We start from the raw sequence: 15,193 nt of genomic DNA on the forward strand, positions 1-15,193 counted from the left end.
CCAAAACCAGCTTGAAAAGCAGCCAATAATAAGCTGAGATCTTAGAAGGAAACACATAAGGACTTATGGAATTAATGGCAATTTCTTAATTCTCACTTTTTCCTTTTCAAAAACGATAATATTACCTTCAAGAAGTTCTTTTTTGAAAATAGGAAGATATTTTGTTAAAACTTTAATCTGTTTTTCAGGTTTATGATAACCTTTTCTAAAAAGAATTAAAGATGGTTTCTTTTTATTCCACTTAAAAAGAATATAAGAAAAAATCTGTATCAGCAGATACTAAAATTCGGTCTTCATTAAAAGCTCTTAGAAAAATTTCTTCATCTGAAGCTTGATGAAGATTAATTTTTCTAACATGAACAGCATCATATCCATGTTCTCTTAACTTTTTAGCAATAAGAGGGGAAAGAGCATTGTTAATTAAAAACTTAAACATCTACCTGAGATTGAAAACTTTCAATTTTATCCAAATATTGAGTCTTTTCCCATAACAACTCAGCAGCAAATCTTAAGGCTTCTTTGATGTCTTCAGGCTCAAGATCTGGATAAAGATCAAGAATTTCCTTCTCGGTCAATCCTTCTGCAAGCATATTTATCACAGTAGTCACAGGAATACGTAAATTTCTTATACAAGGTACTCCTTCCATCTGATTTGGATCCACTGTTATTCTTTTAAGTGCCACTTATTAAATACCTCCCATTACTTTGTATTTCCTAATACTTATAAATTAAATCTAATCAACTTTTTTTCCTTCGTCAAGTTTTAGCGCTTTTAAAGTTTTTGACTGTAATTTTTTACTCTTTCTAAGAACTCTTCTGCGAGCTCTAAAAAGGCAAGGGATGCCTTGTTATTTTTTTCATAATCAATTACTGACATCCCAAAGCTTGGAGCTTCACTTACTCTTACACTGCGAGGAATAAGGGTTTTAAAAGTAATCCAGTTAAAACGACTTTTTACCTCCTCTGCTACTTCATGGGAAAGCCTGTTTCTTGCATCATACATAGTTAAAACAAGTCCAAAAAGAACTAAATCTGGATTTAAACTTTTCTTAATTCCCCTTACAGTTTTTACAAGAAGAGATAAGCCCTCAAGGGCATAGTATTCACACTGCAAAGGTATGATCACCCCTTGGCAGGCAGTAAGAATATTTACAGTAATTAAACTTAAAGAAGGAGGAGAATCTATAAATATAAAGTCAAAAAAGTCTTTTAAAGGAAAGCTATTGATGGAACTATTTTCAATTAATTCTCTTAGAAGAAATTCCCTTTTGGGATAATTTACAAGCTCTACTTCAAGCCCTACAAGATCAATAGATGAGGGAAGAACATAAAGATTTGGATATGGATTTTTGAGAAATCTTTCGCAGTTTCCCTCTATAAGAGCTTGATAAATACTTTCATCTTTTCCTACCTTTATTCCAAGACCACTTCCTGCATTGGCTTGAGGATCAAAATCTATTAAAAGAACTTTAAAATTTTTTAAAGTTAAAGCTCTTGCAAGATTTATGGCAACTGTTGTTTTCCCAACCCCGCCTTTTTGATTTATTAAAGCAAAGACCTTCATAAAATCATTTCAAAAAAAAATATAGATGGTTAATCAGAATCACTAAGAAAAAGATAATGCTTATAAAGCCATTTGTAATAAAAAAAGCCTTATTTATCTTTGAAAGATCATTTTCTTTGATGAGGCTGTGTTCGTAAGCTAAAAACAAAGCAATTAAAGAAAGCCCTAAAAAGTATATCCAAGTTGCTTTGTAGTAAAAGTAGCCAACTAAAAGTAAAGAAAAAAAGGTTATCAGGTGTAAAAGTTTTGCTATTCTTAAAGAGTTTTTAATCCCGAATTTTACTGGAATAGATTTTAAACCAGATTCTTTATCAAATTCAAGGTCTTGCAAACTGTAAAGAATGTCAAACCCAGAAACCCAACAAGCCATGGCTATTCCAAGAAAAAGAGAAAGTGAGGAAATACTCTCATTTAAAGCTACATCTATAGCGATAGGAATAAGAAAGTAAACAAATCCAAGAAAAAAGTGAGGAAAGTAGGTAAATCTTTTGGCAAAAGGATAAATAAAAAGAGAAAGAATTACAACAGGGCTTAAAACGAAAGCTAAAAAATTTATTTGGTAGCAAAAAACAATAAAAAGAAGTGAGCTTAAAAGTATGATCAATTTTATTTCCCAGTCCTTTATAAGACCTCTTGCATGAGGCCAAATTGAAGTTCTCGGATTTTTTTCGTCAAAAGGTTTATCAATCAAACGGTTTAATGCCATACCAAGAGTTCTTGCAGAAACAAGGGCAAGCAAAATGTATAAAATTTTTCCCCAGGAAGGAAACTCTTGGTAAAGAATTAACAAACTTGCCAAGCCAAAAGGAAGGGCAAATATGGTATGTTCAAGTTTTAGGAGTTCTGAATAAAGTTTAAGTCTTTTCATAAATTTTCCCATAGCCTTTTAAGCTATATTCTGAATTTGTTCCCTTAGTTTTTCTATTAGGTCTTTTATATTAACGGAGATTAAGGAAATTTCAGAGGACTGAGCTTTATTTGAAAGGGTGTTTATTTCTCTAAACATCTCTTGGCAAAGAAAGTCAAGCTTTTTACCACAATTTTCTTCCTCCATGGTGTCTTCAAAATGTTTTATGTGTATCTTTAGTCTTTCAAGTTCTTCTGAAAAATCAATTTTATCTAAAAGGTAAACCAATTCCTGATAAAATCTGTTTTCATCTATTTCATTGAGTTTAAATTCCCTGAATAGTTTATCAAGTCTTGATTTTAGCCTTTCTTTACTTTCCTTTAAGATTTTTTCCTTTAAGTTTTCAATCTGAGAGACTTTATTTTTAAGTGATTCTAAGTAAGTTTTTAAGATTTTTTTTAGATTTTCCCCTTCTTTTAAGCGGGTTTCTTTCAATTCTTCTAAGGCAGAATTTAAGGCAGGATAGATTTCTTCCCAGAGTTTCTCAGGAGCTTCCTCTTTTTCTTCTAAGATAAGGTAATCTCTAAATCTTAAAAAATCAGAAAAAATCAAAGGGTCTTCAAAACCAAGCTCAAATTTTAAATGAATTAAGGCAGTTTTTAACTTTCTTGCAAGCTCCGTATCAAGAAGTATTTCTTTTTCACTGAGTTCAAAGCCTATACTTTTAATCTGAATTTCAATTTTTCCTCTTTTAAATCTTTCAGAAACGAATTTTCTAATCCTTTCTTCTAAAAAAGTATATCTTTTGGGAAGTTTAAGAGAAATTTCTAAGTATCTGTGATTAAGACTTTTTGCATATACAGTTACAGTATAATTCTTGTGTTGAAAAATCCCTTTTCCAAAACCCGTCATGCTTTCCATAAAAAACCTCTCAGTTTTCTGAAAGCTTATCTTTTAAAAATTTTAAAATCTTTTCTTTTTCCTCAGGTCTAAACCAGTGTATATCAGGCTCTTTTTTAAACCAGGTAAGCTGTCTTTTGGCATAGCGTCTCGTATCTCTTTGAATAAGCTTTATAGTGGCTTCTAAGGATAGTTTTCCCTCTAAATACTTAATAATGTATTTATATCCTATAGCTTTAAAAGGTTTTAGTTCGGGAGAATACCCTTTTTCAAGAAGTGTCTTAACTTCATCTATCCATCCACTTTCAATCATTTTAAGGACGCGGAGATTTATTTTCTGATAAAGTTCTTTTCTTGGAAGGTTTAGCCCTATTTTTATAATATTATACCTTTTTTCTCCAAAAAAGGGATTTTCCTTATGAAATTCAGAAAAGGGTTTTCCAGAAACATAAATTACTTCAAGAGCTCTTGTGATTCTAACCTTATCTCTTGGCGAGACCTTTTTTGCATATTCTGGATCAAGGTTTTTAAGTTTCTCGTAAAGAGAGGGAAGATCTTTTTCTGCTTCAGCCCTTATTTTTTCTCTTATATCCTTTGGTATTTCTATAGGAAAGAGTCCGTATTCTAAAGCTCTTAGATAAAGACCTGTTCCACCAACAAGAATGGGGACTTTGCCTCTTTCCCAAATCTCTTTAATTAGTTTATCAGCTATTTCTACAAATTTTGCCGCATTAAATTCTTCGTTAAGGGAAAGCAGATCATACAAATGATGAGGAACTCTTTTCCTTTCTTCCTCACTTGGTTTAGCAGTTCCAATGTTAAGCTCTTTGTAAAATTGAATGGAATCAAAGTTTATTATTTCTCCATTTAGCTTTTCTCCTAAAAATACAGCAAGTTCTGATTTTCCAACTCCTGTAGGACCTACTATGGCAACTACTTTTTTCATAAGGTTACCTTCTTCTGAGTTTTGTTTCTATTTCTTTTAGAGAAATTTTAAAATAAAGGGGCCTTCCGTGAGGACAGGTTTGTAAATTTTCCTTTAAAAATCTTTCAAGCATAAAATTTATTTCTCTTTCTGAAAGAATGTCTCCTTTTTTTCTTGCAAGTAAACAGGCGTATTCTTTTAAGACTTCAGATTCTAAATCCTTAACATCAACAAAAGGAGTTTCTAAAACCTTTTCCAAAACATCTTTTACATCCTCTTTAAAAATAGAGGGAATTCTTTTTAAAATTGCCTCATTTGCATTAATAAGCTCAAGATCAAATCCTAAAGAGCTTAAAATCTTTCTTTTTTCTTCAAATTCAGAAAGCAGTGAATCTGGAATTCTAAGTAATACAGGAATAAGCAATTCTTGGGAAAAACTCTTTGAAATTTTGGTTTTTAGGTCTTCAAAGATTATCCTTTCTGAAAGGGCATGCTGGTCAATAATGTAGAGTTCTTCATCTTTTTCCATAAGAATGTAGGTATTTAAAAAAGTACCAAGGTATTTGTAAGAGATTTTGGGAAATGACGGAAATAAATGAAAAGGCTTTTTTTCCTGAAAATCAGCTTTTTTAGAATAACTGGAATAATCTAAAGGAACATCTTCCCTTATCTCAGCTGAAAAGTAAGGTTCTTCTTTTTTGTAATAAAGTGTTTTTTTGCTAAAAAGTTCTTCTAAAGCCTTGTTTATAGAGTTAAAAAGAGCCTTTTCATCCTTAAATCTTACTTCCCATTTTGCAGGATGAACATTTACATCTACTAAATGATAGGGAACTTTTATAGAAATAACTCCTGCAGGGAAACCGAGATTTCCGTAATAAGGTTTAAAAGCACTTAAAAGTAACTTATTTAACCTTTCGTCTTTTATCCACCTTTTATTTACTAAAACATACAAATATTTTGTGTGAGAAAAAGTTTTAGAGGTATCTGTAAGAGCTAAGTAGATTGAATAGGGAGGATTATCAAGTAAAATTTCGTTAAAAAAGGTTTCTTCTATCCCTACTATATAACTTAGAAGTTCCTTTTCATTTCCTCCTTCCCAGAAAAAAAGACTTTTCTCTTTTCCTTCTTCTATACTTTTAACTTCAAATTTAATATCGGGATGACAAAGACTGAGTCCCTTTACGATTTCCATAATTTTTAAGGTTTCAGTTTTTGGAGCTTTCAAAAAAGCCCTTCTTGCAGGAAGATTTACAAAAAGATCTTCAACCTTTACCAGAGTGCCTTTGTTAATTTTAGCAGGTTTAAAAGAGACTTCCCTTCCAAATTCTACTCTCACTTCGTATGAAAGTTCATGATCTATGTGTTTGCTTGCAATGGTTAATTTGGACACTTGAGAAATACTTGCTAAAGCTTCTCCTCTAAACCCGTAGGTAACAATTCTGAATATATCTGAGAGGTTTTTAATTTTACTTGTTGCAAAGTGTTTATAGCAGATTTTTAAGTCTTCAGGCTCTATTCCCTCTCCGTCGTCATAAACTGAGATTTCTTTTATCCCACCTTCTTTTAAGGTTATTTTTATAGAGCAAGCCTGAGCATCAAAGGCATTTTCGATTAATTCTTTTACTACTCCCGCAGGTCTTTCTATTACCTCTCCTGCAGCGATTTTTCCTCTTATTTCTTCTGGAAGAATATAGATCTTGGGCATGAATCACATGTTTAAAAGCTTAATAAGATTTTTACAGGCTTCTGCACATTTCTTTAAGGCTTCCTTTTCTTCAGGAAGAAGTTCTATTTCAATAATCTTTTCTACTCCATTTTTTCCAAGAATCACAGGAACTCCCAAAAACACCCCTTCGATTTGGTATTCACCTTCTAAGTAAACCGAAGAAACTAAAACCCTTTTTTCATCTCTTATGATGCTCTCTACCATTTCTATTACAGAAAGACCAGGGGTTACAAAGGCACTTCCTGTTTTTAGATAAGAGACTATTTCTCCTCCTCCAAATTTAGTTCTTTTAACTATTTCTTCTATTTTTTCTTGAGGTAAAAGTTCTGTAACAGGTATTCCTGCAACATTAGCAAACCTGACAAGAGGAAGCATCATATCTCCGTGTATTCCCATTACTAAAGCCTGAACATCTTTTGGGGAAACTCCGAGAGCCTCTGCTATAAAATAGCGATATCTTGCAGAATCAAGAACACCAGCCATACCTATTACTCTATTTTTGGGAAATTCAGTAACTTTATAAGCTACATAAACCATCGCATCAATGGGATTTGTAACAACTATTACGATGCTTTCTTTTGCAAACTCTTTTATTTTTTCTGCACAGGACTTTACAATTTCCTTATTTATGTTTAAAAGATCCTCTCTTGACATGCCAGGTTGCCTTGGTTTTCCAGCAGTAATAATTACTACATCAGAATCCTTTATAGCTGAAAAATCTTCTGTTCCCCATATTTTTCCAGAATATCCCAAAAGAGGGCTACTTTGAATTAAGTCTAAGGCTTTGCCTTTTGCGAGATCTGGAACGATGTCAACAAGAACGATTTCTTCAGCTAAGTTTTTTGCCAAAGCCCATCTTGCACAGGACTCCCCAACTGCTCCTGCACCAATAATTGATAGTTTAGCCATTCTCTCCTCCCTCCCCAAATAATTTCAACCACTCTTTAAAAATTTTTACTTTTTCTTCTCCGTATTTTTTAAGTTCTTCAATTATTTCTTCAACTGATTCTTCTCTTACTTTTCCGTCCGGATCTTTGGAATAGAATTTATCTGCAAAGGCAATAATTTTTTCCTCTAAACTTACAGGAACCATGTCTCTTGCAGGAAGAGGAAGTTTCTTTTTAATAATTTCTTCCTTTGTTATTCCAACTCCTATATGTCTTTCGCATACAAGAGCATGTTTAGGAAGCCCCTCTTTTTCAAGAAGCATTCTTCCAAGATAGCCATGAGCAATGTAGGGATACTTGCCCTCTGGATTGAGTTTAGGAATGTAAGTAAAGATTATTCCTATGTCGTGAAGCATAGAAGCCTCGTAAATAAAATTTTTGTCCACCTCTTTAAACCTTTCTGCAATCTTTAAAGCCTTTTTAGCAACTGCAGAAGAATGTTTTACCAAAATTTCTAAAAGCTTAGGATTTTTAGAATAGTATTTTTCAATAATCTTTAAGGGGTCCATTTAGCCCTTTGAGATTTTTCTAAGGATGGATTGATAATAAATTTAAGGTTTTTAAAAAGGGGTTTAAATTCGGAGGGAGAAAAGCTTTCAAGCTTTTCAAGAATTTCTAAAATTTTAAGAGAAAGCACCTGAAGATAGTAATGATTTGCTACTTCAACTATTAGAGTTCCGCTATCATAAGAAAGGGGATTAGTCTTTTCTGAGAGTTCTTTAGGCAAAACATCTTTCCAGTATTTTTTTGCTATTTCAAGCGCAACCATACCCTTTTTAACCTCGCGGGGTAAAGGAAGTTCTTCTAATATTTCTTTAAGAGAAAACATTTTAAAATTCCTTGAGGACCTCATCTAAGGTTTTATAAACCTTTTCCTGTAATTTTTCTAAAAACTCTTCTGTTTCAGCCTCAAATCTTAAGACAAGAACTGGCTGAGTGTTTGAAGCCCTAACTAGTGCCCAACCTTCCTTAAATTCAATTCTTGCCCCATCTACATCAACTACATTTAATCCTTCCCTTTTAAATCTTTCTACTAATCTTTTAACCACTTCAAATTTTATCTCATCTGGGCATTCCTTTCTTATTTCAGGGGTAGAATACATTTTGGGAATATCTTTTAAGTATTCAGAAAGCGGGATATCACCTTCTGACAAAATTTCAGCAAGTCTAACGCTTGTATAAACACCGTCATCAAATCCAAACCATTTGTCTGCAAAAAATAGGTGTCCGCTCATTTCTCCTGCAAGCAAGGCTTTTTCTTCTTTCATTTTGTTTTTTATAAGGGAATGCCCTGTTTTCCACATAATAGGAGTTCCACCAAGCTTTGCTATAGTTTCATATAAGGTTCTGGAACATTTCACTTCTCCTATGATTTTTGCTCCAGGATATTTTTTGAGTAAATTTTTAGCAAAGATTATTAAAAGCTGATCTCCCCAAATAATGTTTCCCTTTTCGTCAATAACTCCGATTCTATCTCCATCTCCATCGTATCCAAACCCTACATTGTATCCCTTTTTTACTACCGTATCTTTAAGCCACTTTAAATTTTCAGGAACTACAGGATCTGGAAAATGATTGGGGAAGTTTCCATCAACTTCACAAAAAAGGCATTCTATTGTACAACCAAGTCTTTTAAATATTTCAGGAGCAGTAAGTGCGCAAACCCCGTTTCCTGGATCTATGGCTATTTTCAAAGGTCTTTTTATCTCTACATTTTTACACACATAATCTATGTATTTATCTAAGATTTCCCTTTCTTCAATCCTTCCTTCTCCTTTTTCAAAATCTTCCTTTTCTATTAAATTTCTTAATTCCTGGATTTTTGCCCCAAAAATGGTATCCTTTCCAACACAAATTTTAAGGCCGTTAAACTCTGGGGGATTGTGTGAGCCTGTAACCTGAATTCCTCCGTGAGTATCTTCAAACACAAAAAGGGAAAAATACATTACAGGGGTTGGGCACATTCCTATATCTATTACATCAACACCCGTTGATAAGATTCCCTCAATAAGAGCTTTTTGCAAAGAGGGAGAAGAATTTCTTCCGTCTCTTCCGCAACAAACCTTTTTTCCTCCAGTTCTTCTAATCATTGTTCCATAAGCCTTTCCAATTTCTCTAACCACCTCTTCTGTAAAATCTACATCAACTTTCCCTCTTATGTCGTATTCTCTGAAGATGTAAGGACTTATTTTCATAAGGGGTCCTCCTAAGCGTAAAACCTATTGAGATTTATTTACCAGTTTTTTTAATTCTAAGTAGGTTTCTCTTACTTTGTAAACATAATCTAAATAAAGGGGAAGTTCAGAAAGTGGAATAGCTTGAGGTCCATCACATAGTGCCTTATCAGGTTCTGGATGAAATTCAACAAGAACAGCATTTGCTCCAGCTATAACTCCCTGAGCAGTAACATGATAGATATCTCTTATTCCATCAGAAGATTTTACTCTTGTGCCTATAGGATGAGAAGGGTCTATACATACAGGAAGTCTTGTAAGCCTTTTTACTACAGGAACATGGGCAAAGTCAGTTAAATTTCTGTGAGGATCTCCCAAATGAGTTCTTACACCTCTTAAACAAAAGATAATTTTGATATTTCCTTCAGAGGCTATGTATTCAGCTGCGTTAAGACTTTCCTCTAAGGAAAGTCCGTATCCTCTTTTATAAAGAACCGGGAAATCCTGCTGTTTCCCTACTGCTTTTAGTAATTCAAAATTTTGAGCATTTCTTGTTCCTATCTGTAAAATTACTCCACAGGGATTTCCTGTAATTTCTAAGGCTTCTATTATTTCATCTATGTGATGAGGAGAAAGCACTTCCATCACAATGATTTTAATTCCGTACTTTCCAGCAAGATCAAAAAGCCAGGGAAGACATTCTTTCCCATGACCTTGGAAGTCATAAGGAGAAGTTCTTGGCTTATAGGCTCCCATTCTGGCACAACATACATTATTTTCCTTTAAAGCTTTAAAGATCTTTTCTGCATTTTCATAGGTATCAACTGCACAAAGCCCTGCAAAAATGTGAAAAGAATCCTGATTAAACTGAATTCCTTTATATTCAAAGCCAAAATCACTAAGAACCCCATGCCTTCCAATTAATCTATATTTAGCAGTTACTCTTATAGCTTTTTCTACACCTGGCAAACTTTCTATTTCTTCAGAAGATACCATGTAATCCTCCCCAATAAGATGAACCTCAAGAAGGTTTCTTGTTACTCCCTGATGTTCCATTACTTTGATCTGCAGGTGGGGAAATCGTTCTAAATAGGTCATTAAAGATTTAAATTCAGGGCTATCTTTTGTAATGTGAGGTTCCATAATAATAATCATGCTTAATCCCCCTCTTTAATAGACTTATGAAATTCAATAAAGCCCAAATTTTAATTTTTGCAAGGTTTCTTTTAAAATGTATAAGTTCTGTGTAATTAAAAATTAAAAAGGTTATTTTTTATTACTCTTAATCTCTGGAAAGATCTTAGATTTGCAGATCCGCTTTTAGCTATTAAAGATGAGAAGAAAAGAGAAACTTAAACCATTTGTGGACAAGTTTTGTGAGGAGAGGTTTAGCTAAGGTATCAGTTTCAACTATATTTTGAATTAAAAATAAGACACCAATAAAATGGTATTGTGAAGATTTAAAAAAAACTCTCAATCTAAAATCATATTGACTTATACATTTAATTGGCAAATTTTAAAAATAGGTTAAAATTTTTTGAAAGATAAGATTTAAAAAGGGGGGGTAAGTTCTTGAATCCAAGAATAATTTTTTTTGATACCACTCTCAGGGATGGGGAGCAGTCTCCTGGAGTTTCCTTAGATTTAAAGCAGAAAGTAGAGATCGGAAAGGCTCTTGCTGAGTTAGGAATTGATGTAATTGAAGGGGGTTTTCCTATTACTTCACCTGGTGATTTTGAAGCTGTTAAAACACTTGCTAAGGAAATTAAAGGAGTAACTATTGCTGCTTTAGCAAGGGCAAATAAAAAGGATATAGAAGTTGCTTGGGAGGCTTTGAAAGATGCCGAATTTCCAAGAATTCACACATTTATTGCTACATCAGATATTCACTTAAAATATAAGCTCAGGAAAAGCAGAGAAGAAGTTTTAGAAATCACAAGAGAAGCAGTAAGCTATGCTCTTTCTTTTTGTCCAGATGTTGAATTTTCAGCAGAGGATGCTACCCGAAGTGATTGGGAATTTTTAGCTAAAGTGGTTTTAGAAGCTGTCAAGGCTGGTGCAAAAACTATTAATATTCCTGACACAGTAGGATATACAGTTCCACAGGAATATTACAACCTAATTAGATTTCTTATAGAAAAGCTTGTTTCTGCAGGATATGAAGAGGAACTTAAAAAGGGAATCTTAAGAATTTCAGTTCATTGCCACAATGATCTTGGATTGGCTGTTGCTAATTCTCTTTCTGCAATTTTGGCAGGAGCAACTCAGGTTGAAGGAACTATCAATGGAATAGGAGAAAGGGCTGGTAATGCAGCATTAGAGGAAATTATAATGACTTTAAAAACAAGAAAAGATTTCTTTGAAAAACAACTTGGATATCCTCTTGAGCTCAATATAAATGCAAAAAAGATAGTTCCTACAAGTCAATTAGTCTCAAGATATACTGGTATGATTGTTCAACCCAATAAAGCTATCGTAGGAGCTAATGCCTTTGCTCATGAATCTGGAATTCATCAACATGGGGTTATTTGTGAAAGAACCACTTATGAAATTATTAATCCAGAAGATGTAGGATGGACAGGTTCTGCTATTGTGTTAGGTAAACACTCTGGAAGACATGCCATAGGATTTAAACTTAGAAGTAAAGGGTGGCAATTTGATGATGAGGTATTAAGCCAAATTTTTGAAAAATTTCGCTCAGAAATAAAAGATGTTCTAAAAAGAATAGATGATGAATATGTAGAAGGTATTCTTATAGATTTATTTTTAGAAAAAGAATATAGGTATCAGCTTGTTTCTTCTCAAGTTATAAGTGTTCATAGTGGTTCTTTAAAGCCTATTGCTCAAGTAGAAATAGAGGATAAAAGAGAAGGAAAAAAAGTTTCTGTTGGACTTGGAGTAGGACCCATTGATGCAGCCTATAAAGCAGTAGCAGAGGCTTTAGGATATTCTTTTGATAAAGAAGATGGAAAAAAGGTTTTAAAACTTATAGATTTTCACATAAGTGCCCTTACAGGTGGAACTTCTGCTGAAGGAGTTTGTGGTTTAATTATTGAGGATGAAAAGGGATTTAGAACTGCTGGGCTTGGAAAAGATGGAGATATAGTAATTGCAAGTTTAAAAGCCCTTCTTAAAGCCTTGAATCGTCTTGAAGCCTTTAAAGAAAAAGGAGAAGAGCTTAAAAGTAGGGTGTTATCTTTTAAGGGTTAGAAGTTTTTCTCAATAGAAAAATTCTTTGAGTAGCTTTATTCGCCCATTCGCTTTCTGGAGCTAAGTAAATTATAGATTTCCAGAGTTCTTCTGCCTTTTCCTTATCACCTTTCATAAAGTAAATTTCTCCGAGATAGTATCTTGCCTCTCCAGAAAATTTATCCACTTTTAAAGTTTCTTTAAAGTAAAATTCGGCAGAATCTAAATCACCTTCGTTAAAATAGATAAGCCCCAAGTAAATCAAAGCCTTGGGATAGCGAGAATTTTCTTTTAAAGCTTCAAGAAGAGTTGAAATAGCCTTATCTTTATCTTTTAACTGATAATAAGCCCATCCAAGATTTGTGCGAACAATGAAAGAATTTACATAATAGGGATTTTCAAGGGCTTTATTAAAATATTTAATTGCTTCACTGTATTTTCCTTGTAGCATCTTTAAAGAACCAAGATTATTATAAGCCTCAGAAAAATTGGGATCAAGTCTGATAGCCTCTTTCAGGTTTTCTTCTGCTTTTGAATACTCATATTTTCCCATGTAAGCAAGTCCAAAGAGATTGTATATCTCTGGATCACATTTATCAGCAGCTTTAGCCAATTCAAGTTCATTTAAGGCTTCGGTATAGCGATTTTCCTTAATATAAATTTGAGCAAGTTCTTTATGGGAAGCTGCCTTTTCTACATAATACTCTTTTTGAGCTTTACAAGAAAAAAGAAATAAACCTAAAAGCATTAAAGAAATTAAAATTTTTATTCTCATAATTATTACCCTTCTATAAATTTTACATATACCTTTCTTGTTCTTGGACCATCATATTCTGCAAAAAACACCCTTTGCCAGGTTCCAAGAACAAGCCTTCCCTTTTCTACTATTAAAGTTAAGGAAGGACCTGTAAGACTTGATTTTACATGCCCTGGAGAATTTCCTTCAAGATGTTTATAGTTAAAATTATCCGGGGCTAATCTTTGAAAAATTTCTAAAATGTCATCCTTTACTGCAGGATCAGCACCTTCATTCACAATTATACCTGCAGTAGTATGAGGGACATATACTATACAAATGCCATCCTTAGGTGGTAATAAACTTTCAATTTCTTTGGTAATATCTATTAATTCTACTTTCTTTTTTGAATTTATTGTAATAGATTTCATAGAAGTTTATAATATTTACAAAACTTAAAAAGTCAAGAGAAAAATGAAAAATTTGTGGGTAATATTGGGCTTTATTTTGATTATTTTTAAAGTTTGTCCGCTTAAAGCAGAAACTATAATTGTTATAGATAAAGGGGAAAAAACACTTGAAATAAGAAAAGAAAAAAAGACCATAGCTCTTTACGAAATAGGACTTGGTTTAAAAAGTCCCCTTCCGAAGGAAAAGAAAGGAGATTTCTTAACTCCAGAAGGGGTATATAGAATTGTTAATATAAGACCTTCAAAAGAATATGGATACTTTCTCGAACTAAATTATCCTAATGTGAATGACTTAGCTCTTGCTTATTATAAGGGAGAAATAGATAAGGAAAAATTTATCCAATGGATGAAAATCTTAGAAAATTATGATATTATAAGAGATAGTCCTTTTGGAAACGAAATTGGCATTCACGGAGGAGGAGCATTTAAGTTGGAAAAGAAAAATGGAAACATTTATAAAAACTATTACTGGACAAAAGGCTGTATCGCTTTAAATGACAAAGATCTTTTAGAACTTTTAAAAAATGTTAAATCTGGAGAAAAAGTTTATATTTTTAATTCACAAAAAAACCTTTATGATATTCTTAAAAAGTTTGTTTATCCTGTCAAAATAAAACCCATGGAAATTTTTGAGGGTGAGTTATATATAAAGTTAGACGAGTATAGTTATTTAAATTTTTATCTTGTGGAATATTTTTCAGGTCTTAGAAGGCTTACTATTCAGAAATGGGTTAAAGGCGCTTTAAAAGAAAAAGTTGAAAGTGATGAAAGAGGGAGTATTTTAGATAGAGAAAAAGAGGAACATTTTAAAAAACTTCTTATAGAAAATTTGGAAAATTTTTTAAAACCTTATAGACAGCTTGAATTGTAAAATGGAAGTCATAAAAGAAATTTCTAAAATGAAAGAGATTAGTAAATCCTGGAAAAAAAGCGGATATAGAATAGCTTTTGTTCCTACTATGGGATTTTTACACGAGGCACATTTAGCTTTGGTAAGAAAAGCAAAAGAGTTGGGGGATAAAACAGTTGTAAGTATATTTGTTAATCCATTGCAATTTGGACCAAAAGAAGATTTTAGAGAATATCCAAGAGACTTAGAAAGAGACTTAACTTTATTAGAAAAAGAAGGGGTTGATGTAGTTTTTGTTCCAGAAGTAGAAGAAATGTATCCTTCTGATTTTCAAACCTATGTTGAGGTTACTAAGTTAACTACAGGACTTTGCGGGGCTTTTAGACCTGGTCATTTTAAAGGAGTTACCACAGTCGTTTTAAAGCTTTTTAACATAGTAAATCCTGACTTTGCAGTTTTTGGAGAAAAGGACTATCAACAACTTCAAGTGATAAGACAAATGGTTAAAGATTTAAATTTAGATGTAAAAATTATACCTCATCCCACTGTTAGAGAAAAAGACGGGCTTGCCATGAGTTCAAGAAATACATACTTATCTCAAGAAGAAAGAAAGTCAGCAATTGCACTCTATCAGGCACTTCTTTTAGCTAAAAAACTTATTGAAGAAGGGGAAAGAGACCCACAAAGAATAAGAGAAAAAATGGAAGATTTTATTCATAGTTTTCCCTTTACAAAAGTTCAGTATATTGAATTCGTTAATCCAGAGAGTCTTGAACCAGTTGGAAAAATAGAACTTCCAATTTTATGTGCCTTAGCTGTATTTGTAGGAAAGGCAAGATTAATAGATAATATGCTTATAAGTTAA

17 protein-coding genes are annotated in these 15,193 nt (G+C 32.8%); 3 read left to right on the top strand and 14 right to left on the bottom strand.

What is annotated here, in order from left to right:
* Positions 1–241 precede the first annotated feature (241 nt).
* The 12 genes from ACLGLP_RS03290 to ACLGLP_RS03345 form a co-directional block, all read right to left on the bottom strand.
* Positions 242–436 (bottom strand): DUF5615 family PIN-like protein, encoded by a 195-nt coding sequence (locus tag ACLGLP_RS03290; protein ID WP_492113506.1) that lies wholly within the window; start codon positions 434–436, stop codon positions 242–244.
* Positions 429–683, bottom strand: a complete 255-nt coding sequence (locus ACLGLP_RS03295; RefSeq protein WP_492113507.1) for a DUF433 domain-containing protein — start codon at positions 681–683, stop codon at positions 429–431. The genes ACLGLP_RS03290 and ACLGLP_RS03295 overlap by 8 nt, the downstream gene beginning before the upstream one ends.
* An 89-nt stretch (positions 684–772) precedes the next feature.
* Positions 773–1,564, bottom strand: a complete 792-nt coding sequence (locus ACLGLP_RS03300; protein WP_492113508.1) for a ParA family protein — start codon at positions 1,562–1,564, stop codon at positions 773–775.
* 4 nt (positions 1,565–1,568) lie between these two features.
* Positions 1,569–2,432, bottom strand: a complete 864-nt coding sequence (locus ACLGLP_RS03305; protein ID WP_492113509.1) for a UbiA-like polyprenyltransferase — start codon at positions 2,430–2,432, stop codon at positions 1,569–1,571.
* A gap of 18 nt (positions 2,433–2,450) precedes the next feature.
* Positions 2,451–3,332, bottom strand: coding sequence for a YicC/YloC family endoribonuclease (locus ACLGLP_RS03310; protein WP_492113510.1), 882 nt, complete (start codon positions 3,330–3,332; stop codon positions 2,451–2,453).
* 10 nt (positions 3,333–3,342) lie between these two features.
* Positions 3,343–4,257, bottom strand: coding sequence for a tRNA (adenosine(37)-N6)-dimethylallyltransferase MiaA (gene miaA, locus ACLGLP_RS03315; protein ID WP_492113511.1), 915 nt, complete (start codon positions 4,255–4,257; stop codon positions 3,343–3,345).
* Between the two features lie 4 nt (positions 4,258–4,261).
* Positions 4,262–5,941 (bottom strand): DNA mismatch repair endonuclease MutL, encoded by a 1,680-nt coding sequence (gene mutL, locus ACLGLP_RS03320; RefSeq protein WP_492113512.1) that lies wholly within the window; start codon positions 5,939–5,941, stop codon positions 4,262–4,264.
* A gap of 3 nt (positions 5,942–5,944) precedes the next feature.
* The gene (gene mdh / locus ACLGLP_RS03325; protein WP_492113513.1) at positions 5,945–6,871 is read right to left on the bottom strand and encodes a malate dehydrogenase; all 927 of its coding nucleotides are present in this window, start codon (positions 6,869–6,871) and stop codon (positions 5,945–5,947) included.
* Positions 6,864–7,418, bottom strand: coding sequence for an HD domain-containing protein (locus tag ACLGLP_RS03330; RefSeq protein WP_492113514.1), 555 nt, complete (start codon positions 7,416–7,418; stop codon positions 6,864–6,866). The genes mdh and ACLGLP_RS03330 overlap by 8 nt, the downstream gene beginning before the upstream one ends.
* Positions 7,406–7,738, bottom strand: a complete 333-nt coding sequence (locus ACLGLP_RS03335) for a DciA family protein (RefSeq protein ID WP_492113515.1) — start codon at positions 7,736–7,738, stop codon at positions 7,406–7,408. The genes ACLGLP_RS03330 and ACLGLP_RS03335 overlap by 13 nt, the downstream gene beginning before the upstream one ends.
* Position 7,739: 1 nt before the next feature.
* On the bottom strand, positions 7,740–9,104 hold the full coding sequence (locus ACLGLP_RS03340; protein WP_492113516.1) for a phosphomannomutase/phosphoglucomutase: 1,365 nt from the start codon (positions 9,102–9,104) through the stop codon (positions 7,740–7,742).
* A gap of 24 nt (positions 9,105–9,128) precedes the next feature.
* Positions 9,129–10,238 (bottom strand): 3-deoxy-7-phosphoheptulonate synthase, encoded by a 1,110-nt coding sequence (locus tag ACLGLP_RS03345; RefSeq protein ID WP_492113517.1) that lies wholly within the window; start codon positions 10,236–10,238, stop codon positions 9,129–9,131.
* A 417-nt stretch (positions 10,239–10,655) separates the two neighbouring features.
* Here ACLGLP_RS03345 and ACLGLP_RS03350 point away from each other — a divergent pair, with 417 nt between their 5' ends.
* Entirely contained in the window at positions 10,656–12,293 is a 1,638-nt protein-coding gene (locus ACLGLP_RS03350; RefSeq protein WP_492113518.1) for a 2-isopropylmalate synthase, read from the top strand.
* On the opposite strand, the gene ACLGLP_RS03355 is transcribed toward ACLGLP_RS03350, so the two are convergent.
* On the bottom strand, positions 12,283–13,047 hold the full coding sequence (locus ACLGLP_RS03355) for a tetratricopeptide repeat protein (protein ID WP_492113519.1): 765 nt from the start codon (positions 13,045–13,047) through the stop codon (positions 12,283–12,285). The two genes, ACLGLP_RS03350 and ACLGLP_RS03355, sit on opposite strands and share 11 nt — an antisense overlap.
* A 5-nt stretch (positions 13,048–13,052) precedes the next feature.
* Entirely contained in the window at positions 13,053–13,439 is a 387-nt protein-coding gene (locus tag ACLGLP_RS03360; protein WP_492113520.1) for a secondary thiamine-phosphate synthase enzyme YjbQ, read from the bottom strand.
* Between the two features lie 43 nt (positions 13,440–13,482).
* Here ACLGLP_RS03360 and ACLGLP_RS03365 point away from each other — a divergent pair, with 43 nt between their 5' ends.
* Both ACLGLP_RS03365 and panC read left to right on the top strand, forming a co-directional pair.
* Positions 13,483–14,349 (top strand): L,D-transpeptidase family protein, encoded by an 867-nt coding sequence (locus ACLGLP_RS03365; RefSeq protein ID WP_492113521.1) that lies wholly within the window; start codon positions 13,483–13,485, stop codon positions 14,347–14,349.
* A 1-nt stretch (position 14,350) separates the two neighbouring features.
* Complete coding sequence (panC, locus tag ACLGLP_RS03370) at positions 14,351–15,193, top strand: pantoate--beta-alanine ligase (protein WP_492113522.1); 843 nt, start codon at positions 14,351–14,353, stop codon at positions 15,191–15,193.

Source organism: Caldimicrobium sp. SLHALR3, assembly GCF_058692735.1.